The sequence below is a fragment of the Streptomyces sp. NBC_01257 genome (assembly GCF_035917255.1).
GTDB lineage: Bacteria > Actinomycetota > Actinomycetes > Streptomycetales > Streptomycetaceae > Streptomyces.
Map to the genome: position 1 here is coordinate 4,111,171 of NZ_CP108472.1, position 24,344 is coordinate 4,135,514.

21 protein-coding genes are annotated in these 24,344 nt (G+C 72.4%); 8 read left to right on the top strand and 13 right to left on the bottom strand.

From position 1 onward, the window contains the following. Positions 1 to 73 precede the first annotated feature (73 nt). The gene (locus tag OG408_RS17590; protein ID WP_266780053.1) at positions 74 to 1,207 is read right to left on the bottom strand and encodes a zinc-dependent metalloprotease; all 1,134 of its coding nucleotides are present in this window, start codon (positions 1,205 to 1,207) and stop codon (positions 74 to 76) included. A 48-nt stretch (positions 1,208 to 1,255) separates the two neighbouring features. Further along, entirely contained in the window at positions 1,256 to 2,761 is a 1,506-nt protein-coding gene (gene dacB / locus OG408_RS17595) for a D-alanyl-D-alanine carboxypeptidase/D-alanyl-D-alanine endopeptidase (protein ID WP_266780054.1), read from the bottom strand. A gap of 86 nt (positions 2,762 to 2,847) precedes the next feature. Here dacB and OG408_RS17600 point away from each other — a divergent pair, with 86 nt between their 5' ends. Further along, positions 2,848 to 3,342, top strand: a complete 495-nt coding sequence (locus tag OG408_RS17600) for an inorganic diphosphatase (RefSeq protein ID WP_123525235.1) — start codon at positions 2,848 to 2,850, stop codon at positions 3,340 to 3,342. A gap of 140 nt (positions 3,343 to 3,482) precedes the next feature. Then, complete coding sequence (locus OG408_RS17605; RefSeq protein ID WP_326670728.1) at positions 3,483 to 5,192, top strand: threonine/serine ThrE exporter family protein; 1,710 nt, start codon at positions 3,483 to 3,485, stop codon at positions 5,190 to 5,192. 33 nt (positions 5,193 to 5,225) lie between these two features. Here the strand turns inward: OG408_RS17605 and OG408_RS17610 are convergent, their stop codons facing one another. Beyond that, complete coding sequence (locus OG408_RS17610; protein WP_266780056.1) at positions 5,226 to 5,942, bottom strand: DedA family protein; 717 nt, start codon at positions 5,940 to 5,942, stop codon at positions 5,226 to 5,228. A 150-nt stretch (positions 5,943 to 6,092) separates the two neighbouring features. Between OG408_RS17610 and OG408_RS17615 the strand changes: the two genes are divergently transcribed. Further along, positions 6,093 to 6,458 (top strand): YbjQ family protein, encoded by a 366-nt coding sequence (locus tag OG408_RS17615; protein ID WP_266780057.1) that lies wholly within the window; start codon positions 6,093 to 6,095, stop codon positions 6,456 to 6,458. A gap of 103 nt (positions 6,459 to 6,561) precedes the next feature. On the opposite strand, the gene OG408_RS17620 is transcribed toward OG408_RS17615, so the two are convergent. Beyond that, the gene (locus OG408_RS17620; protein WP_326670731.1) at positions 6,562 to 7,329 is read right to left on the bottom strand and encodes a MerR family transcriptional regulator; all 768 of its coding nucleotides are present in this window, start codon (positions 7,327 to 7,329) and stop codon (positions 6,562 to 6,564) included. A 135-nt stretch (positions 7,330 to 7,464) separates the two neighbouring features. On the opposite strand from OG408_RS17620, the gene OG408_RS17625 reads away from it, so the two are divergent. Both OG408_RS17625 and OG408_RS17630 read left to right on the top strand, forming a co-directional pair. Beyond that, positions 7,465 to 8,739, top strand: a complete 1,275-nt coding sequence (locus OG408_RS17625; RefSeq protein WP_326670733.1) for an ion channel protein — start codon at positions 7,465 to 7,467, stop codon at positions 8,737 to 8,739. Positions 8,740 to 8,858: 119 nt separating this feature from the next. Further along, on the top strand, positions 8,859 to 10,283 hold the full coding sequence (locus OG408_RS17630; RefSeq protein ID WP_326670735.1) for a glutamate decarboxylase: 1,425 nt from the start codon (positions 8,859 to 8,861) through the stop codon (positions 10,281 to 10,283). 6 nt (positions 10,284 to 10,289) lie between these two features. On the opposite strand, the gene OG408_RS17635 is transcribed toward OG408_RS17630, so the two are convergent. From OG408_RS17635 to OG408_RS17645, 3 genes are all read right to left on the bottom strand, one after another. After that, the gene (locus OG408_RS17635) at positions 10,290 to 10,925 is read right to left on the bottom strand and encodes a PadR family transcriptional regulator (protein WP_266780061.1); all 636 of its coding nucleotides are present in this window, start codon (positions 10,923 to 10,925) and stop codon (positions 10,290 to 10,292) included. Positions 10,926 to 10,997: 72 nt separating this feature from the next. Next, positions 10,998 to 12,455: an aldehyde dehydrogenase family protein gene (locus tag OG408_RS17640; RefSeq protein WP_326670738.1), complete on the bottom strand. Its 1,458-nt coding sequence runs from the start codon at positions 12,453 to 12,455 to the stop codon at positions 10,998 to 11,000. A gap of 54 nt (positions 12,456 to 12,509) precedes the next feature. After that, positions 12,510 to 13,391 (bottom strand): helix-turn-helix domain-containing protein, encoded by an 882-nt coding sequence (locus OG408_RS17645; protein WP_266780063.1) that lies wholly within the window; start codon positions 13,389 to 13,391, stop codon positions 12,510 to 12,512. Between the two features lie 335 nt (positions 13,392 to 13,726). Between OG408_RS17645 and OG408_RS17650 the strand changes: the two genes are divergently transcribed. Continuing rightward, complete coding sequence (locus tag OG408_RS17650) at positions 13,727 to 14,227, top strand: ATP-binding protein (protein WP_266780064.1); 501 nt, start codon at positions 13,727 to 13,729, stop codon at positions 14,225 to 14,227. Between the two features lie 95 nt (positions 14,228 to 14,322). Here the strand turns inward: OG408_RS17650 and OG408_RS17655 are convergent, their stop codons facing one another. Continuing rightward, entirely contained in the window at positions 14,323 to 14,565 is a 243-nt protein-coding gene (locus OG408_RS17655) for a DUF397 domain-containing protein (protein ID WP_148019981.1), read from the bottom strand. Between the two features lie 252 nt (positions 14,566 to 14,817). Between OG408_RS17655 and OG408_RS17660 the strand changes: the two genes are divergently transcribed. Continuing rightward, entirely contained in the window at positions 14,818 to 15,318 is a 501-nt protein-coding gene (locus OG408_RS17660) for a hypothetical protein (protein ID WP_266780065.1), read from the top strand. Between the two features lie 33 nt (positions 15,319 to 15,351). On the opposite strand, the gene OG408_RS17665 is transcribed toward OG408_RS17660, so the two are convergent. The 3 genes from OG408_RS17665 to OG408_RS17675 form a co-directional block, all read right to left on the bottom strand. Further along, positions 15,352 to 17,508 carry an FUSC family protein gene (locus OG408_RS17665; RefSeq protein WP_285567465.1) on the bottom strand — a complete coding sequence of 719 codons (2,157 nt, stop codon included), beginning with the start codon at positions 17,506 to 17,508 and terminating at the stop codon, positions 15,352 to 15,354. 216 nt (positions 17,509 to 17,724) lie between these two features. After that, entirely contained in the window at positions 17,725 to 18,918 is a 1,194-nt protein-coding gene (locus OG408_RS17670) for a DUF2786 domain-containing protein (RefSeq protein ID WP_285567466.1), read from the bottom strand. 148 nt (positions 18,919 to 19,066) lie between these two features. Further along, positions 19,067 to 19,978, bottom strand: coding sequence for an NADP-dependent oxidoreductase (locus tag OG408_RS17675; RefSeq protein ID WP_266780068.1), 912 nt, complete (start codon positions 19,976 to 19,978; stop codon positions 19,067 to 19,069). Between the two features lie 106 nt (positions 19,979 to 20,084). On the opposite strand from OG408_RS17675, the gene OG408_RS17680 reads away from it, so the two are divergent. After that, positions 20,085 to 21,800, top strand: a complete 1,716-nt coding sequence (locus OG408_RS17680) for a bifunctional 3'-5' exonuclease/DNA polymerase (protein ID WP_326670743.1) — start codon at positions 20,085 to 20,087, stop codon at positions 21,798 to 21,800. A 183-nt stretch (positions 21,801 to 21,983) separates the two neighbouring features. On the opposite strand, the gene OG408_RS17685 is transcribed toward OG408_RS17680, so the two are convergent. Next, complete coding sequence (locus OG408_RS17685; protein WP_266780070.1) at positions 21,984 to 22,871, bottom strand: carbohydrate-binding protein; 888 nt, start codon at positions 22,869 to 22,871, stop codon at positions 21,984 to 21,986. Between the two features lie 123 nt (positions 22,872 to 22,994). Continuing rightward, a complete protein-coding gene (locus OG408_RS17690; RefSeq protein WP_326670745.1) occupies positions 22,995 to 24,344 on the bottom strand; it encodes an alpha-lytic protease prodomain-containing protein in 1,350 nt (449 codons plus the stop codon).

Consider the following 24,344-nt stretch of genomic DNA (forward strand, 5'->3'; position numbering starts at 1 on the left):
GCCCCTACGGTCCCTCGGATGGGTGATTACCGGCGCGTTGCCCTCGGGTCCCGGGCCCGCGCACGGGCCGTGATCATGACTCTGCCTTACGGTGCACCCTCGCGATCCAGTCCTCCGGCTTGGCGATCTCGGCCTTGGTCGGAAGCGTGTTGGGCGAGGTCCAGACCCGGTTGAAGCCGTCCATCCCGACCTCGTCGACGACGGCGCGCACAAACCTTTCGCCGTCGCGGTACTGGCGCAGCTTGGCGTCGAGCCCGAGGAGCTTGCGCAGCGCCTGGTCGAGGCGGCTCGCGCCGCGCGCCCTGCGCTGCTGGAACTTCTCCCGGATCTCGCCGACGGAGGACACCACCTCGGGGCCGACGCCGTCCATCACGTAGTCGGCGTGCCCCTCCAGCAGGGACATGACCGCGGTGAGGCGGCCGAGGATCTCGCGCTGGGCGGGGGTCTGGACGATCTCGACGAGGCTGCGCCCGCCGTCCTCGCCCTCCTCGCCCTCGGGCCGGCCGCCGGCCAGCGACTGGGCGGCCTCGCGGAGCCGTTCCAGCACCGTCATCGGGTCGACGTCGGTCTCGTCGAGGAATGACTGGATCTCGCCCTGCAGATGGTCGCGGAGCCAGGGCACCGCGGTGAACTGGGTGCGGTGCGTCTCCTCGTGGAGGGCGACCCAGAGGCGGAAGTCGTGCGGGTCGACCTCCAGCTCCCGCTCGACGTGGACGATGTTCGGCGCGACCAGCAGCAGCCGGCCGCCGCCGTCGGCCGACGCGGGGAGCTCACGGGTGGCGGGGGCGAACGTCTCGTACTGGCCGAGGACCCGGGAGGCCAGGAACGACAGCAGCATCCCCACCTCGACACCGGTCACCTTGGAGCCGACCGCGCCGAGCACGGCGCCGCCCGCGCCGCCGCCGCGCCGCTCCTCCATCTTCTCCAGGAGGGGGCGGAGCAGTTCCCGGAAGCCCGCGACGTTCGCCTTGATCCAGCCCGCCCGGTCGACGACCAGGACCGGGGTGTCCTCCGGTTCGGTCCCCTCCGGGATCATCCGGGTGAAGGCGCGGACGTGTTCCTCCGCCGCCTTGGCATGCCTGCGCAGCTCCGCGACGACCTCGCGGGCCTCCTCGCGGCTGATCTCGGGACCCGGCCGTACTAGCCGGGTCGCGGTCGCGACCGCGAGATTCCAGTCGACCATCCCGGCACCACCGATGCTCGTCATGCGTCAACCGTACGTGCTCGGCCCGGAGCGCGGTGAGGTGTTGGGACCTCATTGTCTCCCGGCGGCCAGGGCGGTGGCGAGCGCGTCGAGGGCCGACTGGGCCTCGGCCGGGGCGGTGGTGCCCGAGGCGAGGAAGGCGAACGCGAGCAGCCGGCCGTGCGGGTCGACGACCGTGCCGGAGAGCGTGTTGACGCCGGTGAGGGTGCCGGTCTTGGCGCGGATCAGGCCGGTGCCGCCGGCCTTCGTCGTGTAGCGGCCGCTGAGCGTGCCGCTGAAGCCGGCCACCGGAAGGCCGGTGAGGACGGGGCGCAGTTCGGTGTGGTCCCGGTCGGCGGCGCGGGCCAGGAGACCGGCGAGCAGGGCGGCGGTGACCTTGTCCCGGCGGTCGAGCCCGCTGCCGTCGGCGATGTTCACGCCCTTCAGGGGCAGTCCGAGCTTCTTCAGCTGTGCGGTGACGGCCCGTCGGCCGCCCTTGAAGTCGGCCGCCTCGCCCGTGGCCAGCGCGGTCTGGCGGGCCAGCGCCTCGGCGATGTCGTTGTCGCTGTTGGTCAGCGCCCGCTCGACCAGGGCGGACAGCGGGGCGGAGAGGTGCTTGGCGACCGGCCTGGACTTGGCCGCCGCCCGGCCCGCCTCCGGGCCGTCGGTGGTGGTGATCCCGGCCTCGTCCAGCAGTTCGCCGAAGGCGTCGGCGGCGTCGCGGGCCGGGTCGCCGCTGCGTGGCGCGGGCCCGCTGGAGGTGTCGTCGAGCCGTCCCTCGTCGATCATCAGGGCGCTCACGGGAGCGATGTTCTCGTTGGGGCCGATCGGGTGGAGCGCGGGCCCGGAGTAGCCGGAGGTGTCGTACCGCAGCCGCACCGAACGGACCCCGCCGTCCTTCAGGGCGCGGGCGGTGTCGGCGGCCAGGGTGCGCAGGGCGGCCCGGTCGAGGGTGGGGTCGCCGCCGCCGACCAGGGTCACGGTGCGCAGGTCCGCGGAGGCCCGGACTGCCGTGGGGATGCGGTGGGCGGGGCCGAGCGCGGTGAGGGCGGCGACCGTGGTGGCGATCTTGACCGTGGAGGCGGGGGTCATCGGGGTGTCGGCTCCCACCCCGTACAGCCGCCGGCCGGTCGCGGTGTCGATGACGACGGCGCTGCGCCGGGTGCCGAGCGCGGGATCCTTCAGCAGCGGCGCCAGCACGGAGCGGAGCGCGGCCGCTGCTCCGTCCGGGGCGTCCACGGCGTCCGCCGCCGGCTTGCCGGGTGCGGCGCCGAGGGCGGCGAGCACCGCCGGGGCGCTCGGTGCGGGGGCCGGACCCGCGGGCGCGTCCGGGTCGTGATGTGTGCCACCTGTGGGGGTCCGGGCGGCCGCCCAGTCCTGCTCGGCCTTACGCTGACCCGAGTCCCAGGGACCGGCGGCGAGGACGGCGCCGGCTGCGAGCGCCAGGCCCAGGACGGCGGAAACGGCCGTGAACTGCCAGTTGCTCAGCCCGTTCCGCAGGTCGAGATGGTCCGCCAGGGCTGCCTTGCTCAGCTTGGCGAACGGGTTGATCGACGGTCTTTTCACCGGCTCGGCCACCGTTGACCAGCCCCTTTCGCGAGCACGCATCTCCGTGGGGGACACTTAACCATCAGTCGTATGTGTTGATCATGGAGGAGCCACCCGTGGAGTTCGACGTCGTTATCGAGATCCCGAAGGGTTCGCGGAACAAGTACGAGGTGGATCACGAGACCGGCCGGATCCGCCTGGACCGTCGACTCTTCACCTCGACCAGCTACCCGGCGGACTACGGCTTCGTCGAGAACACCCTCGGCGAGGACGGCGACCCGCTGGACGCGCTGGTCATCCTGGAGGAGCCGACGTTCCCCGGCTGCCTCATCAAGTGCCGCGCGATCGGCATGTTCCGGATGACCGACGAGGCCGGCGGCGACGACAAGCTGCTGTGCGTGCCGGCCTCCGACCCCCGGGTGGAGCACCTGCGCGACATCCACCACGTGTCGGAGTTCGACCGCCTGGAGATCCAGCACTTCTTCGAGGTCTACAAGGACCTGGAGCCCGGCAAGTCCGTCGAGGGCGCCGACTGGGTCGGCCGCGTCGAGGCCGAGGCCGAGATCGAGAACTCGTACAAGCGCCTGGAGGCGCAGGGCGGCGCTCACTGAGGTTCCGCTTACGGTTCTGAGCACGCTGCGGGCGGCACACCTTCACGGGTGTGCCGCCCGTTCGCATGCGCGCCCATGCACGTGGCCATACTGGGCAGGAGCGCATCCGAGGACGCGCAGCCGACGAGGAACGAGGTCGAGTGGTGGCGGAACCGGGCGGTCCCGATGACCAGAAGCCCCAGTCCGACGAGGCGCGCAGCGCCTTCTCCCAGCCCGCGGGGGTGGGCAGGCCGGCACCGGCGTCCGAAGACGACCACCCGACGTCGGAGTTCGCCCTTCCGTCGGGTCTGAGCCCCGAGCCGCAGAGTCCGGGCACGGGTTCGGGCTCGGGCACAGGTTCCGCTTCCGCGGCCGGAGCCGACTCTGGCGGCTCCGCCTTCGCCCTGCCGAGCACCTACGACGCCCGGAACTCGCCGCCCGCCTTCACCCCGGCGCACGGCATTCCGATGATCCGGCTGACCAAGGAAGCCCCCTGGCAGGACCGGATGCGCACGATGCTGCGGATGCCGGTCGCCGACCGCCCGGCGCCGGAGCCGGTGCAGAAGCACGACGACGCGGGCCCGGCGGTGCCGCGCGTGCTCGACCTGACGCTGCGTATCGGGGAGCTGCTGCTCGCCGGCGGCGAGGGCGCCGAGGACGTCGAGGCGGCGATGTTCGCCGTGACCCGCAGCTACGGGCTCGACCGCTGCGAGCCGACCGTCACCTTCACGCTGCTGTCCATCTCGCACCAGCCGTCGCTGGTGGAGGACCCGGTGACGGCGAGCCGTACGGTACGCCGCCGGGGCACCGACTACACCCGGCTGGCGGCCGTCTTCCGGCTCATCGACGACATCACCACCGTGGAGGGCGAGGTCTCCCTGGAGGAGGCCTACCGGCGTCTCGCGGAGATCCGCAGGAACCGTCACCCGTACCCGGGCTGGGTGCTCACACTGGCCGCGGGCGGGCTGGCGGGCGCCGCGTCGGTGCTGGTCGGCGGTGGTCCGCTGGTGTTCCTGATCGCGGCGCTCGGCGCGATGCTCGGCGACCGGCTGGCCTGGCTGTGTGCCGGGCGCGGGCTGCCGGAGTTCTACCAGTTCGTGGTGGCGGCGATGCCGCCCGCCGCGATGGGTGTGGCGCTGACCCTCACCCACTGGTCGGACGTACGGCCGTCGGCGGTGATCACCGGTGGGCTGTTCGCGCTGCTGCCGGGGCGGGCCCTGGTCGCGGGTGTGCAGGACGGCCTGACCGGCTACTACATCACCGCCTCCGCCCGGCTGCTGGAGGTCATGTACTTCTTCATCGCGATCGTCGCCGGGGTGCTGCTGGCCCTCTACGGGGGGCTACAGCTGGGTGCCGAGCTGGACCCGGAGGCGCGGCTCATCTCCCACGACCGGCCGGTGGTGCAGATCCTGGCGTCGATGGTGCTGACCCTGGCCTTCGCGATCCTGCTCCAGCAGGAGCGGTCCACGGTGCTGGCGGTGACCCTCAACGGCGGCGTGGCCTGGGTCATCTACGGGGCGATGGCCCGGACGGGCAACCTCTCCGCGGTCGCGGCCACCGCCGCGGCGGCCGGGCTCGTCGGGCTGTTCGGGCAGTTGTTCTCGCGCTACCGCTACACCTCGTCGCTGCCGTTCATCACGGCCGCGATCGGTCCGCTGCTGCCCGGCTCGGCCACGTACTTCGGTCTGCTGGGTGTCGCGCAGAACGAGCTGGACCGGGGGCTCGCCTCGCTGTCGACCGCGGTGGCGACGGCGCTGGCCATCGCGATCGGGGTGAACCTGGGAAGCGAGATCTCCCGGCTGTTCATGCGGGTGCCGGGCGCGGTCGGCGGCGCGAACCGCCGCGCGGCCAAGCGGACGCGCGGCTTCTGACGCGGGGCCCCGCGCCCCCTGCGGGCGCCGGGGTCAGCGCTTGGCGTGGCGGCCGCCGCGGCGGCCCGCCGCCGAGCCGCCACCGGCGGGCGGGTCCTGGTCCTCGCGCTCGCCCGCCGCCGCTTCCTTCTTCGCCTTGCCGCGGGCGCGCAGGAACTCGATGCCGATCGGCACGACCGAGATCAGCACGATCAGGACCAGCATCGCCTCGATGTTCTTGTGCACGAACTCGATCTGGCCGAGGCCCGCGCCCAGCAGCGTCACTCCGACGCCCCAGAGGACCCCGCCGATGATGTTGAACGTGATGAACGAGCGGTAGTTCATCCGGCTGACACCGGCGATGATCGGCGTGAACGTCCGCACGATGGGCACGAAGCGGGCCAGGATCAGCGACTTCGGCCCGTACTTCTCGAAGAACTCGTGGGCCTTCTCGACGTTCTCCTGCTTGAAGAGGCGGGAGTCCGGCCGGTTGAAGAGCGAGGGGCCGACCTTGCGGCCGAAGAGGTAGCCCACCTGGTCGCCGATGATCGCCGCCAGGGCGACCAGGACGCAGACCAGCCACAGCGGGGTGTCCAGCTTGCCCGTCGTCACCAGCAGACCCGTGGTGAACAGGAGCGAGTCGCCGGGCAGGAAGAACCCGATCAGCAGCCCGGACTCGGCGAAGACGATGACCAGCACGCCGATCAGCCCGAACTGCCCGATCAGATGGTCCGGGTCCAGCCAGCTGGGTCCGAGCGCAAGCGTATTCAAGGGTCCGGGCTCCAGGATGTGGTCGATGGCGCGGCTGCGTGGCCGCCCAAAGCTATCAACGCCGCGGACCCCCTCCCGGTTCCAGCGGCCCCTGTGGAGATGCACACCGGGTGAACCGGGACAAAAATCGTGCCCAGGAGGTGCCATCCCATGGGCATTGATGATTACGGCGGCGGCCAGGCGGCACAGTCGGATGTGCTGGTCGTCACCACCAATGACGTACCCGGCTATCAGGTGACCCAGGTCATCGGTGAGGTGTTCGGCCTGACCGTGCGCTCCCGCCACCTCGGCAGCCAGATCGGCGCCGGGCTGAAGTCCATGATCGGCGGCGAGCTGAAGGGACTGACCAAGACGCTCGTCGAGACCCGCAACCAGGCCATGGAACGGCTGGTCGAGCAGGCGAAGGCGCGCGGCGCCAACGCGGTCCTGATGATGCGGTTCGACGTGACCGAGGCGGCCGACGTGGGCACGGAGGTCTGTGCGTACGGAACCGCGGCGGTGATCAGCCGGAGCTGAGCGCGCCGTCGTGGGGGCGGAACGGCCCGCCCCCACGACCGCCGTGGCAGCTGGGGCGTGTTCTGAAAGTCCCGCCTGCCCGGCGCCACGCCCGCCGTGGCACCTAGAGCCTCTCACCCCGCCGCTCCGCGTTCGCGTCGATCGCGTCGCGCAGGTGCTCGGCCAGGCCCGGCCGCATCGACTCGTAGAACGCCTTGAACTGCGGATCGGCGACGTACATCTCGCCGAGCCCCCGGTGGATCTCGGTCGTGCACTCGTAGAACCAGGTCGTGATGTGGAGCCGGTGCTCCTCGGCGAGGTCCATCGCCCGTACGCCGCCGGCCGGCTCGCCGTCCGCCATGAGGGCGTCGTAGCGCTCGCCCCAGGAGGCGGCCTCGGCGTGCATCCGCTGCCAGTCCTCCTTGGTGTAGCGGGCGGTCCTGCGCTGCGACTCGGCGTAGGTGCCGGTGCCGCCCCAGCGGCGCTCCGCCTCGTCCGCGTAGCGCTCCGGGTCCTTGTCCCCGAAGACCTCGAACTTCTCCTCGGGCGTGAGGTTGATGCCCATCTTCCGTGCCTCCATGGCTGTCTCGACGGCGGTGGCCATGCGCTGCAGTTCGGCGATCCGGTGCGACAGCAGCTCGTGCCGGCGGCGCAGGTGCTCCTGCGGGTCCGCGTCCGGGTCGTCGAGCAGCGCCGCGATCTCGTCGAGCGGGAAGCCGAGCTCCCGGTAGAACAGGATCTGCTGCAGCCGGTCGAGGTCGGCGTCGCTGTAACGCCGGTGGCCCGCGTGGCTGCGCCCGCCGGGCGAGAGCAGCCCGATGCCGTCGTAGTGGTGCAGGGTGCGCACCGTGACTCCGGCGTATCCGGCGACCTGTCCCACGGAGTGCTCCATGGCGCCCCGCTCCTTCCCTGTGTGGGTACGTGTCCGAGCCTCGGCCCTGACGTGACGTGAGGTGCAAGTCCGAAATGCCGCGAGCACTGCACCATTTGACCGGTTATAGGTCTTTTGCATGGCTATGGTGAGCCGATGGCCACCGATTCGACCGTCTCCGCCGGACCGGCCCCCGCGCGCCGGCTCCTGCTGCTCCTGCTGCCCTCCCTGGCCGTCGGCGTGGTCGCGGCGCTCGTCCTGCTCGGCATCAGTCTGCTCGCCGAGCAGTTGCAGGACGTGCTCTGGGGGACGCTGCCCGACGCCCTGTCGATCGGCCGGTACTCCTCGCTGTGGATGATCGTGATGCTCACCGCGATCGGCCTGGTGACCGGACTGACCGTCCGGGCGGTGCCCGGCCGGGCCGGTCCCGACCCGGCGACCACCGGGCTCGTCGATCCGCCACTGCCGCCGGGGGTGGTTCCGGGGCTGCTCCTGGTGACGGTCCTGGCGCTGGCGGGCGGGGTCAGCCTGGGGCCGGAGAATCCGATCACCGCGGCCAACATCGCGCTGGCCTACTGGGCGGGCCGCCGGTTCGCACCGGACGCCCCGGCCGAGCTGTGGATCTCGCTCGCCGCCGCGGGCACCATCGGCGCGCTGTTCGGCACCCCGGTCGCCGCCGCCCTGATCCTCTCCGAGACGCTCGCCTCGCGCCCCGGACCCGGCGCGCTCTGGGACCGGCTCTTCGGGCCGCTCGCGGCCGGGGCCGCGGGGGCGCTCACCATGACCCTGGCCGCCCACCCCAGCTTCGACCTCTCGCTGCCCGAGTACCCCGGGGCCCAGTGGGGCGACCTGCTCTCGGCCACCGTGATCGCCTCCGCGGGAGCGGTGCTGGGACTGGCGGCGGTCTACGCCTTCCCGCACGTGCACCGCGTCTTCCGCACCCTGGGGCACCCGGTCCTGGCCATGACCGCGGGCGGACTGCTGCTGGGCCTGCTCGGGGCGCTCGGTGGGCATCTCACCCTGTTCAAGGGCCTGGACGAGGTGAAGGTGCTCGCCGGCGACCCGGACGGCTGGTCGGCCGCCGGTTTCGGCGGCATGGCGGTGGTGAAGACCGCAGCCCTGCTCATCGCGGCGGCTTGCGGCTTCCGGGGCGGCCGGATCTTCCCCGCGGTGTTCGCCGGCGTCGCGCTCGGCCTGTGCGCCCACGCCCTGGTCGACGCCGTCCCGGTATCACTCGCGGTGACCTGCGGGGTGCTCGGCGTCCTGCTCGCCATCACCCGGCAGGGCTGGCTGAGCCTGTTCACGGCCGCGGTACTGGCCTCCGACATGGCGCTGCTCCCCCTGCTGTGCGTCGCCACCCTGCCGGCCTGGCTGCTGGTCACCGGACGGCCGCTGATGCAGCTGCGCGAGGACGGTACGCCGCTGCGCTGAGCCGCCCGGCGGGCCCGCCCGGCGCGCCGGACCCACCCACTGTCCGTATCGTCGGAATTCGTCCGCATCGTCGGATTCATCCGGCCTCGCCGATGAGAGCAGAGAAGGGCAGGTCTGCGATGCCGCTCCACAAGGGCTCCGCGCACTCCACCGAACCGTCCGACGAACGGCGCAGGCTCGCGCTCAACCCGTTCTTCGGGGAGGCCGACCCGACCGCCGGGATGGAGTCCGCACCGCCCCGGCACAAGCTGCCGGACGGACCGCTGCCGCCCGCCACCGCCTACGGCCTCGTCCATGACGAGCTGATGCTCGACGGCAACTCCCGGCTGAACCTCGCCACCTTCGTCACCACCTGGATGGAGCCCCAGGCCGGTGTGCTGATGGGCGAGTGCCGCGACAAGAACATGATCGACAAGGACGAGTACCCGCGCACCGCCGAACTGGAACGGCGCTGTGTGGCGATGCTCGCCGACCTGTGGAACGCGCCCGACCCCGCCACGGCCGTCGGCTGTTCGACGACCGGGTCCAGCGAGGCCTGCATGCTGGCCGCACTGGCGCTCAAGCGCCGCTGGGCGGCCAGGAACGCCGACCGCTATCCGGCGACCGCCCGGCCCAATCTGGTCATGGGCATCAACGTGCAGGTCTGCTGGGACAAGTTCTGCACCTTCTGGGAGGTCGAGCCGCGTCTCGTCCCGATGGACGGCGACCGCTTCCACCTCGACCCGCAGGCCGCCGCCGACCTCTGCGACGAGAACACCATCGGCGTCGTCGGCATCCTCGGCTCCACCTTCGACGGCAGCTACGAGCCCATCGCCGAGCTCTGCGCGGCCCTCGACGCGCTCCAGGAGCGCACCGGCCTCGACATCCCCGTCCACGTCGACGGGGCGTCGGGCGCGATGGTGGCACCCTTCCTGGACGAGGACCTGGTGTGGGACTTCCGGCTCCCCCGGGTCGCCTCGATCAACACCTCCGGGCACAAGTACGGCCTGGTCTACCCGGGTGTCGGCTGGGCGCTGTGGCGCTCGCCCGCCGAACTGCCCGAGGAGCTCGTCTTCCGGGTCAACTACCTGGGCGGCGACATGCCGACCTTCGCGCTCAACTTCTCCCGGCCGGGCGCCCAGGTCGTCGCGCAGTACTACACCTTCCTGCGGCTGGGCCGGGAGGGATACCGGGCCGTGCAGCAGGCGTCCCGGGACGTGGCCATGGGGCTGGCGAGGAAGATCGAGGAGCTGGGCGACTTCCGTCTGCTCACCCGGGGCGACCAGCTGCCGGTCTTCGCGCTGACCACGAGGCCGGAGGTGACCGCGTACGACGTCTTCGACGTGTCGCGCCGGCTGCGCGAGCGCGGCTGGCTGGTGCCCGCGTACACCTTCCCGGCCGACCGGGAGGACCTCTCCGTCCTCCGGATCGTGTGCCGCAACGGCTTCTCCTCCGACCTGGCGGAACTGCTGCTGGAGGACCTGCGGCTGCTCCTGCCCGAACTGCGCGCCCAGTCACACCCGTTGAGCGCCGAGCACGCACCGGCGACCTCGTTCCACCACTGAGGGCGGTCAGCGTCCGTCGTCGGCGGAGCCGGTCGCGTACGGGTTCTCCTCGCCCTCGGCCAGCACGCCGACGAACGGATCGCCCTCACCGGCGAAGGTGTAGGCCCCGCCCTCGATGCGGTCGATCAGCCCCCGGGTCCACTGCGCACCGGAGTCCGCCGAGTGCACCCACATGTTCATGATCTCGCCGATGTGCCCGATGGACCCGGGTCCCGCCTCGGGTGTGTAGTACTCGGTGACCGAGCGCCGCCACCGGGCGAGGCCGGCCACCCGCTCCTTGAGGAGGGCCACCGCCTCGGCCCGCTCCAGGTCGACGATCCCGCCGAGCCCCGCGGACAGCATGTCGAGCCTCTGGTCGTACGAGGTCAGCGCCGCGCGCAGCAGCGTGAAGTACTCCTCGTCGCCCTGTTCGGTGATCTCGTACTCGGTGCGCGGCGGGCCGCCCACCGTGCTCGGGGCGACCTCGTGGGCGAGCAGGACGCCCTGCTTCGCCATCTGCTTCAGTGCGTGGTAGATCGAGCCCGGCTTGGCGTTGGACCACTCGTGCGCGCCCCAGTACTCCAGGTCGTTGCGGATCTGATAGCCGTGCGCCCGGCCGTGCTGACGCACCGCGCAGAGGACCAGCAACCGGATCGCCGACATACCGCCCACCTCTCTACTCAACTTTGACGAGAGTAGCGGTGCCGTGATCGGGAGCGGGGCAGGGATCCGGGGTCAGAGCGGGAAGTGGCTCCGGCCGCGCTGGATCGAGATCCACTTCTGGGTGGTGAAGGCCTCGACGGTCGCCTCGCCGTTCAGCCGGCCGGTGCCGGAGGCCTTCTCGCCGCCGAACGCGACCAGCGGATCGTCCTGGACGGTGGCGTCGTTGACGTGGAACATCCCGCTGTCGATCCGCTGCGCGAAGCGCACCCCGCGCTCGGCGTCGGCGGTGTGCACCGCGCCGCTGAGCCCGTAGGGGCTGTCGTCGGCGATCCGTACGGCCTCCTCCTCGCCGTCGAACGGGATCAGCAGCGCCACCGGGCCGAAGATCTCCTGGGAGAGCAGCGGGGAGCCGTCCGGCAGGCCGGTGAGGACGGTGGGTTCGACGAGGTTGCCCCGGGTGCGGCCGCGGACCAGCGCGGTGGCGCCCTCGGCGAGCGCCTGGTCGACGAGGGCGGTCAGCGCGTCGGCCTGGAAGGTGTTGATGACCGGGCCGATCTGGGTCTCCGGATCGCGCGGGTCGCCGGTCTTGAGCGCGGCCACCCGGGCGGTGAACTTCTCGGTGAACGCGCCGGCCACGGCACGGTCCACCAGGATCCGGTTGGCGGCCATGCAGACCTGGCCCTGATAGACGAAGCGGCTGAAGACGGCGGAGTCGACGGCGTAGTCGATGTCCGCGTCGTCGAGCACCACCAGGGCGCTGTTGCCGCTGAGTTCGAGAATGGTGCGCTTGAAGAGCGCGCCCGCCGTGGCGGCGACATGGCGGCCCACCCGGTCCGATCCGGCGAACGAGATCACCTTGGGCACGGGGTGCTCGATGAACGCGTCGCCTATCTCCGCGATGTCGGTGACGACGACGTTGAGCAGTCCGGCCGGCAGCCCGGCCGCCTCGAAGATCCGGGCGATCAGCCCGCCGCCGGTCACCGGGGCGTTCTGGTTGGGCTTGACGACGACCGCGTTGCCGAGCGCCAGGGCCGGCGCGACGGACTTCATCGTCACCAGGAAGGGAAAGTTGAAGGGGCTGATGACCCCGATGACCCCGACCGGCAGCCGGTAGAGGCGGTTCTCCTTGCCGTCCACCGGGGAGGGCAGGATGCGGCCCTCGGGGTGCAGTGCCTGGTGCGCGGCCTCGCGCAGGAAGGCCTGGGCCGCGGCCAGTTCGTACCGCGCCTTGGCGCGCGTACCGCCCAGTTCGTCGATGACCGCCTCGACGATGTCCTCGGCGAGCTCCTCGGTGATCCGCACCGCCCGCTCCAGCACCGCGCGGCGCTCGTACGGAGTCGCGGCGGCCCAGTCCCGCTGTGCGCGCTCGGCGGCGCGGTAGGCGCGGTCCACTTCGCAGGCCGTGGCGACGGTGATGGCGGCGAGCTTTTCGCCGTTGTAGGGATTGAAATCGATGATGTCCCACGAGCCCGTGCCGGTGCACCATTCACCGTCGATGTACTGGGCGGCCAGCTCGTGGAAGAAGGACATGCGATCCCTTAACTCAGGTGCAGACTCCTGGCGGAACGTCATCGTACTGAAATATCAGGAGAGTTGGAGAAGGCCGCGGAGGAGATCCCGGCTCTCCTCGGGGCCCGGGCTCTCCGCGTGGAGCCGCACCATCGCCTTTTCGTACTGGGCGACTTCCTCGGCCTTGTCCAGATAGAGCGCACTTGTCAGCTGCTCCAAATAGACAATGTCCGACAGATCGGATTCCGGGAATCGCAGCATCGTAAAGGCGCCGCTCTCGCCCGCGTGCCCGCCGAAACTGAAGGGCATCACCTGGAGCGTGATGTTCGGCTGTTCCGACATTTCGATCAGATGCCGCAATTGGGTGCGCATCACTTCGCGCCCGCCGTACGGGCGGCGCAGCGCCGCCTCGTCGAGCACGGCGTGGAAGCGGGGGGCCCGCTCCGAGACGAGGGCCTTCTGCCGCTCCAGCCGCAGGGCGACCCGGCGGTCGATCTCGGCGGCGGGGGCGCCGCGCATGCCCCGGGAGACGACCGCGTGCGCATAGTCCTCGGTCTGCAACAGACCGTGCACGAACTGGACTTCGTAGATCCGGATGAGCGAGGCCGCACCCTCCAGGCCGATGTACGTCTGGAACCAGCCGGGCAGTACGTCCCCGAAACTGTGCCACCAGCCCGCCACGTTGGCCTCACGGGCCAGGCCGAGCAGGGAGTCGCGCTCCGCCTCGTCCGTGACTCCGTAGAGCGTGAGCAGGTCCTCGACATCCCTGGCCTTGAAGCTCACCCGTCCCAACTCCATGCGGCTGATCTTCGATTCGGAAGCCCGGATGGAGTAGCCGGCCGCCTCACGGGTGATACCTCGTGAGTCCCGCAGCCGCCTGAGCTGTGAGCCCAGAAGGATGCGCCGCACCACGGATCCGCTCGACTCGCCTGCCGCCACCGGTCCAACCCTCCCCATCGCTTCCTGCGGGCATCGGGGTCCCCCCGGAACCCCAAGTGCCGGATTCTGCCATCAAAACGCTTCAGCCCGTACTCATTCGATTACGGAAATGAGAAGACTTCCCGGCGACCCGAAAACTCCGCACGGGAAGAAATGAGCAAGAACCGGCACGGGATCGGACAGGTCAGGCGCGTGCACGTGCATCTGCCCTTGCATCTGCTCTGCGCATTCGGAACCATGGAGCTCGCGCACCTGCGTGCTCGTTCGTGTTGTGCCGCTGTACGCGTGTACCCGCAGTACCGATACAGCCGCGAATCCCGGGAGTGCTTCGCATGGGGACGAATGGATCGACGATGCTCGAGCCGTTACGGCAGGGGCTTCCCCCCATCGATCCCTCCGACGTCTCCGGATCGGCCACCTGCTCCCTGCCGCCCCGCTACGAGGCCGTGGGCGGGGCCAGGCAGTTCACCCGGGCGACCCTGAGCGGCTGGGGTCTCAGCGAGCGCTTCGACGACGTCGCACTCGTCGTCTCCGAACTCGTCACCAACGCCCTGCGGCACGCGCTGCCCGCCGACACCCCGCGCGAACCCCAGGACCCGCCCGTACGGCTGCACTTGATGCGCTGGACCTCGCGGCTGGTGTGCGCGGTGCGCGATCCCAGCCAGGAGAGCCCGGTCGCGTCGGAGGCCCCGGACTCGGCCGAGTCGGGCCGCGGTCTGTTCCTGGTGGAGTCCTTCAGCGACTGCTGGGGCTGGCACCCTTCACCCGTACTGAGTACGGAGAGTGCCGCCGGCGGACCGGCGCCGCGCGGAAAGGTCGTCTGGGCGCTCTTCCGGCTGTCCGACCCGGTGTGACACACGAGTTGACGCGACGGCTGACGCGGACCGGCGCACGGACCGGATCACGCGCGGACGCACGGGTGGAGAAGTGACGCACCGGCAGGAGGCGCTCAGGCCTCGGCTATGAGGTGGTCGAACTCCCCGTCCTTCACACCCAGCAGCAGGGCCTCTATCTCCGCGGGCGTATAGACGAGCGCCGGCCCGTCGGGGTGACGCGAATTGCGCATCGCCACATCTCCTCCGGGCAGCTTCGCGAACTCCACGCAGGATCCCTGTGAGTTGCTGTGTCTGCTCTTCTGCCAGACGACTCCGCGAAGCTCTGTGGCCGCCATGCCGTTGTACACGTGGTGCACAGGACGCTCCCCGAGTTGCAAGGTGCAAGTGTCAACTGTCTCGGATCATAGCTGTGTTCAATTTCCCGTGCATGAGCGGATGCACCGGCAGATGCACGTGCACGCGGGGTGTTCCCTCGGTTACTCATTCCCCCGGAGGAGAAGACGGGCGAAGGCGCTGTTCGGCTCCCGATTCCGGGAGTTGACCGTTCCTCACCGGATGCGACTCACTGGTAGCTTGAACGGTCATTCGTCATCCAGGGGGAATTCGGCATGTACAAACTCGCACGTACCGGTGCACTCGTCGCCACCGGCCTGCTGACCGCTCTCGCCCTCACCGGGTGCGGCAGCGACGGCGACAAGGACGGCGCGGACAAGAGCTCCGGCCCCACCGCGACCCCGGCGCCCGGCGGCAGCGCCGACTCCGGCTCCGGATCGGGCGGCGGCGACAGCGGCTCCACCGGTGATCTCAAGGCGCTGGAGGGCGCCTGGGCCGGGCAGACCGGCGGCAAGGCCGTGGTGCTGTCCGTCGCATCCGGGAAGGCCGTCGTCGTCGCCGAGTCCCATGTCTGCTCGGGCACCGCCAAGGACATGGGAGGCAAGCCGATGCTGGCACTCACCTGTGCCGACGGCGACAAGGACCGGACCATGGGAGCCATCGAGTCCAACGACGGCAAGACCGTCGTCGTCTCGTGGGACGGCGGCACCAAGGACACGCTCGCCAAGACGGACGCCGACTCGCTGGAGGGGCTGCCCGACCTGCCGACCCCGTAAGGCGGGCCCGCTGTTCCGTCCGTCCGACGGGCCCTAAGGGCTGTCGGACGGACGGGGCTGCGAGGACCGTGGACCGCTGTCCAGGCCGTCGGAGAACTCCTCCAGGGCCTGGAGCAGCAGATCGGCCCCGTTCCGCACGACGGGGTCCGTCCCCCCGCCGGGCTCCCGGTCCGCCTCGTCCCACCGCTCCAGCGCCTCCCGGACCGCCTCCCAGTCCGGCACCCGCCGCTCCCGCACCGCCTTCGCGCCCTGTTCGGTGGCCCGGCGCAGCGCCTCGGCCAGCGGGGCGGCCGCCGGTACGGGCGTGGCGCCGGTCTCCGGGAGGTGCGCCTCCATCAGCATCGCCACCCGGCCGAGCTGGGCGAGCGCGTGCTGGGTGGCGTCGGCGGTCGCGTGCGACAGGCCGCGGTGGCGGACCGGTTCGAGCTGGGCGGTGGCGACCGCCTCCTGCCAGGCGACGCGGGCGTTGCGGGTGGCGAGCAGGGCCTGGCGGACGTCGTCGTGGCCGCGGTCGGCAGGGTCGGCGTACTGGTCGACGACCGAGGCCGCGTACCGCCCGTCCTCCTTCAGCCAGTCGCCGAGCCTGCCGCGCAGCCGCGGGGTCTCCCACGCCGGGTAGACGGCGTACGAGATCATCGCGAGGAGCCCGCCGACGAGGGTGAGGAGCACCCGTTCGAACACGGTCTGCGAGAGGTCGTCGCCTGCCATCCCGAGCAGGAAGACCACGTACCCGGCGACGCAGGCCTGGCCGACGGCGTAACCGGTGCGCATCAGCAGGTACATCAGCAGCGCGCAGCCCACGGCGAGCACCGCGGACGGGCCGGTGCCCGGCTGGGCCGTCTGGACGATCGCGCTGGCCACGAAGACCCCGACGACGGTGCCGCCGAAGCGCGCCACGGAGCGTGAGTAGGTCTGGGAGAACTCCGGCCGCATCACCATGACGGCCGCCATCGGTACCCAGTAGCCGTGGCCGTACGGCAGGGCCAGGCCCAGCAGATAGCCGACGGCGGCGACGACGGAGACCCGGATCGCGTGCCGCAGGATCGGGGAGCCGTGGTGCAGTTCGCGGCGCATCGAGCCGGCCACGACCGGGACCAGCCGCATCAGGGTGGGCCGCCGGTGGTGCTCGGCGGCGACCCGGCCGGTGCGGCCGGCCTCGATGGCGTCGGCGGCCTCCTCGGCCCCGGCCCGCTCCTCCTTCGTGCCGTCGCCCTCGGCCGCCTCGATGACGTCGGAGAGCAGGGCGGCCAGCCGGTCGGCGGCGCGGAGCGGAGGGCCGGTGAGCAGTGCGCCGGTGTCGGGGGTCTTCAGCGCGGCGACGGCGGGCGCGGGGAGCCGTACCGGGTCGCCGTGGCGGATGGCCCGCGCGGCCGCGTCGAGCAGGGAGGCGGCGGCGGCCAGGAGCTCACGGACCCGGTCGCGCTCCGGCCCCTCGGCCGGCACGCCCATCGCGGGGTCGGCGAGCGAGGCGAGCACCGGCCGGATCCGCTCGGCGACCCCGCGCGATCCGTGCAGTTCGGCCGGGCGGCGGCGGGCCTGGCGCGCGGTGACGGCGGCGGCCCTGCGGGCCTCCATCAGGGGGACCGGGTCGAACTGGGCGACCGGGTCGTGGCGCAGCCTGCGGGCGTAGTCGGCCTCGGCGGCGAGCGCGTCGGCCAGGGCGTCGCGCTGGGCACCCCATCTGCGGACGGGGAACAGCACGATCAGCGCGGCCTGGACCACCCCGCCGAACATGATCATCACGCCGTGCAGGGCCGCCGCCGCGACGGAGGTGGGCAGCGTGACCGTCACCAGCATGATCGCGACGTTGGACGCGGCGATGATGCCGCCCGTGGGACCCGCCGCCCAGGCCAGCCCGGCGAGGAAGGTCCAGAGCACCAGCAGGGCCATGAAGAGCGGGAGGTGGGAGCCGGTGACATAGCCGAGGAACGTGGACATGCCGAGGCTGAAGCCGGAGACCAGGGCGAGTACGGGCCGGGGGCGCCAGCTGCGCTGGAAGGTGGCGATCGCCGCCTGGTACGCGCCGAACGCGGAGCTGGCCGCGACCACCGGCCCGAAGAGGGCGAGGCTCACCCCGATCACCAGGGCGAGACCGGCCGCGCCGCGGACGGCGATCAGCGGTTCGAGACGCGTCCTCTCGATCGTCAGCCCCGAGCGGGCGGTCTCCCTCAGCGCCCGGAGCCAGCTCATGCCCAGAGCCTAACCGGATTTACCGATATGCCCGAGTTGTCGGGTGCGCTCGGGCGGTACGGGACGGGGCGGCGGGCGGATCTCGTCCGGCTCCGGGCGGTACCGAGCAGGACCGCAACCGGATCTGTCCGACACCGGGCGGAACCGAGCACGACCACAACCGGACCTCTCCGGCACCGGGCGGTACGGACAGGCTCCCCCAGCCGGCCGCACGCCTCAGCCGGGGATCTCCGGCGTGTTCCCCGGTCCCCTCCCGCCCATCCGCGCCCGGTCGGCCGCCGCCGTCCCATGGGTCCAGCCGTCCAGGTCGGTGGCGCCGCGGACCCGGGTGCTCGTGGTCTCGGGGAACATCTTCTCGGCGGTGTCCGTGACCGCCACGTCCCGGGCGGCCAGCACCGGCAGCAGTCCCGCGCCGGTCCCGGCGCACGGCGTGCCGGCGGTGGCCCCCTCGGCGTCGGCCTCGGCGGTGGCACGGGCGGTGCCGTCGGCCAGCCTGCGGCCGAGCCGCTGCGCGTAGGCCATCAGGAACGACTGCCGGAAGGTCTTGGTCCGTTTGCGGCCGCCCGCCCGCTGGCCCGCTTCGGCCCGGGTCATCGCGGCCGTGCCCTGCACCAGCAAGGAGGTGTGGAGCAGTTCCACCGCCTCCAGGTCCGCCTCGAAGCCGACGACCGTGGAGAAGCCGAGGTCGCTGTTCCACACGGCCCGGCAGCGGTTCGCGGAGGCGACGGCGTCGAGCAGGATCGCCTTGGCCGTCTCGTACGGGGCGTCCACGCCGATCCGGCAGGCGCCCGGCACGCTGCCGCTGTGCGTACGGGCGGCGAGCAGCGCCTCGTCGATGCTGTGCCGGGCCATCAGCTCCTGCGCCTTGGTGGTGAGCGCCTCCGCCTCCTCGGGAAATCCGGTCGCCTCGGCCTTGGCCAGCAGGGCACGGATCCGGGTGAGCATGCGCGGTTCGTCGGGCGCGGGCGGCAGGTGCAGGGTGTCGCGCATCGCGCCGGGCGGCGGCCCGACCGGTTCGACGGCGGGCAGCCGGAGCAGCAGCCGGTAGAGCCCCAGCAGCCCGGAGGCGTACGAGAAGCGGTCGGGCCGGCCGGCCGGCGGCGGGGCGGGCAGCTCGTCCAGCTGGGCCTGCCAGCGGGGCGGCAGCACCTCGTAGCGGCGGACCTCCGCACGGATCAGCCCGGCGGCCAGGCCGGCCGCGTGCTCGTCGCGTTCGCGGCGGACGATGCGCAGGAGGTCGGCCGGCAGCCAGCCCCGGTCCCAGGCGCGCCGGACGAACTCCTCGCCGCGGCGCGCCAGCTCCGCGTCGGAGTCGGGGTCGGCGGCGAGGAGGGACGCGCCGGTGTCGAGACCGGCGTCGCCGTCCGAGTACAGGGCCGCCGCGAATGCCTGGTCGATCACCGGTTCCATGGGGTCAGGGTAGGCAGGGCCAGCTCACCGGAATTCATCCACACCCTGTGGACAACTTTCACCGAACAGTCGGGCCCTGCACAGATCCGCCCCGGAACCGGCTCCCGCCCGCCGTCGACGCCCCCGGCCACCGACCGTCAGCCCCGTGTCACGGCAGCAGGACGATCTTGCCGCGTACGTGCCCCGCCTCGCTCAGTTCCTGGGCCCGGGCCGCGTCGTTGAGCGGGAGGGCTTCGGCGACGGGCACTCTCAGCGCGCCCTCGGCCGCGAGCCGGGCGTGCTCGGCCAGCCGCTCCCGGGACCGGGAGCCGCCGCCGGAGAAGGCCACCCCGTGCTTGGCCGCGTCCGGGTCGGCGATGGTGACGATCCGGTCCGTGGTGCCGCCACGCAGTTCGATGGAGTCCGGCAGGGCGCCGCGCCCCGCCGCGTCGAAGACCGCGTCCACACCCTGGGGAGCGATCTCGCGCACCCGGCCGACGAGCCCGTCGCCGTACTCCACCGGGGTGGCGCCGATCACCCGCAGGTAGTCGTGGTTGCCCGCGGACGCGGTACCGATCACGGTGGCGCCGCGGGCCGCCGCCAGCTGGACCGCGGCCGATCCGACGGCTCCGGCCGCCCCGTGCAGCAGCAGCGTGTCGCCCTCGGCCACGGCGAGCTCGTCGAGGACGCGCTGGGCGGTGTTGGTCGCGATGGTCAGGGCGGCCGCGTCCGGCCAGCTCAGATCCGCGGGCTTGGGGGCCACGAGCGACGCGTCGGCCAGGGCGTACTCGGCGTACGACCCGGTGGCGCTCCAGCCCAGCACCTCGTCACCCACCGCCACATCGGTGACCCCTGCGCCGGTCACGTCGACCACCCCGGCGAACTCGACGCCCGGAACCGCCGGGAGCGACGTCGGGAACACGTCCTCCATCCAGCCGCGCCGGATCTTGTAGTCCATCGGGTTGACCGCGGCGGCCCGGACCTTCACCCGCACCTGCCCGGGACCGGGGTGCGGGTCCTCGACGCGGGCCGGATGCAGCACCTCGGGCCCGCCGAACTCCTCGAAAACGATCGCTTCCATCGTGTCGTCTGCCTCCTCGGTGGGATGAGCCGAACCTGATCCTTTCAGCCGACGCCCCCACGCGCCCGGCGCTGCGCTGTCAGTGCCGGGTGCCAGACTCGGCCATATGACCGAACGCTGGGCGGTGGCCGTCACGGAGAGCGGTGGCGCGCGCCTCGCCCCGCTGGACCCCACCGGCCTGCCCACGGCCCCGGCCGTGACCGAGCCGGACCTGGTCGAAGCCGTCCGCTCAAGGCCCGGAGTCACCCGCTGGGTGTGGCGTTCGACCGCCGAGATCTACCCCCGGCTGCTGGCCGCCGGAGTGCCCGTCGCGCGCTGTTACGACGTCGAGGTCGCCGAGTCCCTCCTGCTGGGACACGCGGGCCGGCTCGGCGAGCCCCGCTCCGCCGCGGCCGCGCACGCCCGGCTGCGCCACGCCCCGGTGCCGGCCGACCCGCCGCCGCGCTCCGCCGTCCCGGGCTCCCAGTCCTCCCTGTTCGAGCCGACGTCCGGGACGGAGCTGCCCTTCGATGCCCTGCTCCAGGTGTACGCGGACCAGCTCGCCCGGCACGACACCACGGAACGCCCCGGCCGGATGAGGCTGCTGACGGCCGCCGAGTCCGCCGGCATGCTGGTCGCCACGGAGATGAACCGCTCGGGTCTGCCCTGGCGGGCCGACGTCCACCGGGAGCTGCTGCACGACCTCCTGGGCGAGAGGTACGCGGGCGGCGGCGAGCCGCGGAGGCTGGCCGAGCTGGCGGACGAGGTGTCGGCCGCGTTCGGCCGCAGGGTGCGCCCGGACCTCCCCGCCGATGTGGTGAAGGCCTTCGCGCAGGCGGGCATCAAGGTGCGGTCGACCCGCCGCTGGGAGCTGGAGGAGCTGGACCATCCGGCGGTGGAGCCGCTCATCCGGTACAAGAAGCTGTACCGGATCTGGACGGCGCACGGCTGGAGCTGGCTCCAGGACTGGGTCCGCGACGGCCGCTTCCGCCCCGAGTACCAGCCGGGCGGCACGGTCAGCGGCCGCTGGACGACCAACGGCGGCGGGGCACTGCAGATCCCCAAGGTGATCCGGCAGGCGGTGGTCGCCGACGAGGGCTGGCGCCTCGTCGTCGCGGACGCCGACCAGATGGAGCCGCGGGTGCTGGCCGCGATCTCCCGCGACCGGGGCCTGATGGAGGTGGCCGGACACGACGGCGACCTCTACACCGCGCTGTCCGACCGCGCGTTCCACGGCGACCGCGACCACGCCAAGATCGCGCTGCTCGGTGCCGTCTACGGCCAGACCTCGGGGGACGGCCTGAAGAACCTCGCCGCCCTGCGCCGGAGGTTCCCGCACGCGGTGGCCTATGTCGACGACGCCGCGAAGGCGGGCGAGGAGGGCCGTCTCGTACGGACCTGGCTGGGCCGCACCAGCCCGCCCGCGGCCGGCAGCGGGGACGACGGAGAGGCGGGCATCCCGCAGGAGAGCGACGTGCCGCCGGCCGACGGCTCCGCACCGGCGGACGGCCGGTTCAACCCGGGCTACGGCTACGCCTCGTCCGACGCCCGTGCGCGCGGCCGCTTCACCCGCAACTTCGTGGTGCAGGGCAGCGCCGCCGACTGGGCACTGCTGCTGCTGGCCGCGCTGCGCCAGTCGATCGCGGCGGCCGGGCTCCAGGCCGAGCTGGTCTTCTTCCAGCACGACGAGGTGATCGTGCACTGCCCCCGGGAGGAGGCCGGAACCGTCGTGGAGGCGATCCGGGCGGCCGGTGAACTGGCCGGGCGGACCGCCTTCGGCGATACACCGGTGCGCTTCCCGTTCACCACGGCGGTGGTGGAGCGGTACGCGGACGCGAAGTGACCCGGCGCCCATGCCGCCGGACGGCTGAACGGCCTTGCGGTTGAACGGCCTCGCGGCGGCACGGCGGAGGACGGGAAGGGCCCGGGCCAGAAGACCTCCGGGCCCGGGCCGGCGCGACGCGTGCCCCGGGAAGAGAGCCCGGGGCACGCGGGCGCGGCGGTGGTGCCCCGCCGGTCTGCCCGTCTACCCGCGCTCCCACAGCGCGGGGACGTTCGGCGGCTCCCAGCCGGTCAGGGCGGTGTGAGCCTGCAGACAGCGGTAGCCGACCCCGCCGTACGTGACGCGGTCGCCCGCGTTGTAGGACGCCCCGGGTGCCCAGCCGCCGCCCGGACCGGGCGGGTCCGTCGGGCCGGTGGGCGGATCGGTCGGGTCCGTCGGGTCCTGGGCGACGTCGAGGACGAAGTCGAACGTCCCCTCCTTCCCGGAGCCCACGGACCGGACGTTCATCAGGAGCGCCGGGTCGTAGAGAGTGTCGGTGTTGTTGCGCGGTTCGCCGGGGAAGTACAGCTGCGTGGTGAGGATGCCCGAGCCGGGCGCCTGGGCCTTCACATGGATGTGCCGGGTGCGCCCGGGGTACAGCCCCGCCACGACGGTGGTGAGGCTGAAGGCCCCGGACGCGTCGGTGAACTGGTGGCCGCGGAAGGCGTATCCGCTCATGTCGTACGCACCGTTGGTGTCGGCCTGCCAGAAGTCCAGGAGCACGCCCGGGACGGGCCGGCACTCCCGGCCGAAGACATAGCCGCTGACCGTGAGCGGGACCCCGGGGGTTCCGGCGGTCACCAGGCTGCTGCGCAGCGGGGAGTTGGGCTTGAAGTACGGCCCCTCCATCTGGTCGTGCGTGGGGCCGTCGCCGTCGTCGCAGTCCGGCGTCGGGGCGAGCGGCGCCCCGGTGGAACCGGCATCGCGGGCCAGCGCGACCCCGCCCCCGGCGAGCAGCGGGGCGGCGGAGGCGACGAGGGCGGCCTTGAGGAGGGTCTTGCGGCTGATCCGCCGGCCTGCGGCGGACGGGCCGGCGGCGGAACGGTCGCCGTCGGCGCCGTCGGCCGGGCCGGGGTTCGGGACGGGAGTCATGGCTGATTCCTCTGGGTGGTGGGGGAAGGCACGTGCGGGTACGAGGGGCCGGGTGCCGAGGTCGGGGCTCGGCCCCCGGACCCGTTCCGCTGTCTCCGGAGGGGTTCGGCCGGGCTGCCCGTGTTACACGGACTGCCAGAGCGCCGGGACGTTCGGCGGCGTCCAGCCGGGCTGCGCCTGGTGCCCCTGGAGGCAGCGGTAACGGCCGGAGCCGTACGTCACGACGTCACCGGCCGTGTACGTCGTCCCGGCGGCCCAGCTGCCGCCCGGCTCGGTCGGCGGGTCCGTCGGCGGATCGGTCGGGGTGCCGCTGGTGACCAGGGTGAGTCCGTACGCCTGGAGCGCGGGGTTCACCGGCTGGAAGTACGTCGTGCCCCCCTGGGAGCAGTTGCCGGAGCCGCCGGAGGTGACGCCCTGGGCCTGGCTGCCGGAGACGAACGAGCCGCCGGAGTCGCCCGGTTCGGCGCACACGTTGGTGCGGGTCACCCCGGAGACGGTGCCCTCCTGGTAGGTGACGCTGCTGTTGCGCTGCTGGACCGTGCCGCAGTGCCAGCCGGTCGTCGAGCCGGAGCGGCAGACCGACGAACCCTCCAGCGCCTCGGTGGAACCGGTGACCGTCACATCGCCGTTGCCGTACCCGTTCACCAGCGGGCGCGGGGTCCAGCCGGTGTTCGTGGCGACCCAGGAGTAGTCGCGGCCGGGGAAGGTGGAGCCCTGGAAGGAGCCCTGGGCCTGCTGGTTGTAGCCGCTGGTGCTGACACCGGGGGTGCCGCAGTGCCCGGCGCTGACGAAGCCGCTCTGGGTGCCGCGCCTGACGGGGAAGCCGATGGAGCAGCGCCCGGAGCCGTTCATGTAGTACGCGTCCCCGCCGCGCAGATCCGCGAACGTGCGCGGTTGCCCGGCGGACTGAGTGACCGTCACCAGATCGCGTGCGACACCGGCGGCGGCGAGGAAGGTGTCGGCGGCGGAGCTCCGGCCGGCCTGGACGACGACCCGGTTGGTGCGGACGTCGACGTACCAGGCGGGCACGTCCTCCGGCGCCTTGCGCAGCGCCACCCGGTCGAGGGCGGCCTTGGCGGAGGTCAGTTCGGCCAGGCTGTGGCCGACGACGACGGCCCGGGCGCCCGCCTCGGTGATCCGGCCGGTGTCAGCGACGTCGGTCGTGGCGACGGTCAGCTCCGCCGTCCCGGCGCCCACCGTGGCGCCGGCGAATCCGGTGCCGAGCGAGTCGCGCAGCCCGGCGGCCACGGCGGCCGCGCGGGACTCGTTGCCGATCCGTTTCCGCGCCTGGGCCTCCGTGAGGCCGAGATCGCGCTGCATGGCCTTCAGCAGGCCGGGCGAGAGGTGGTCCGCCCCGGCGGCGGGGACGCGGGGGGAGGGGTCGGCGGATGCGGTGCCGGTCAGCCCGGCGAGCGCGAGCACGCCGACGGCCACGGTGGCGGTACACGCGGCCAGTACACGTCTGCGGAGCAT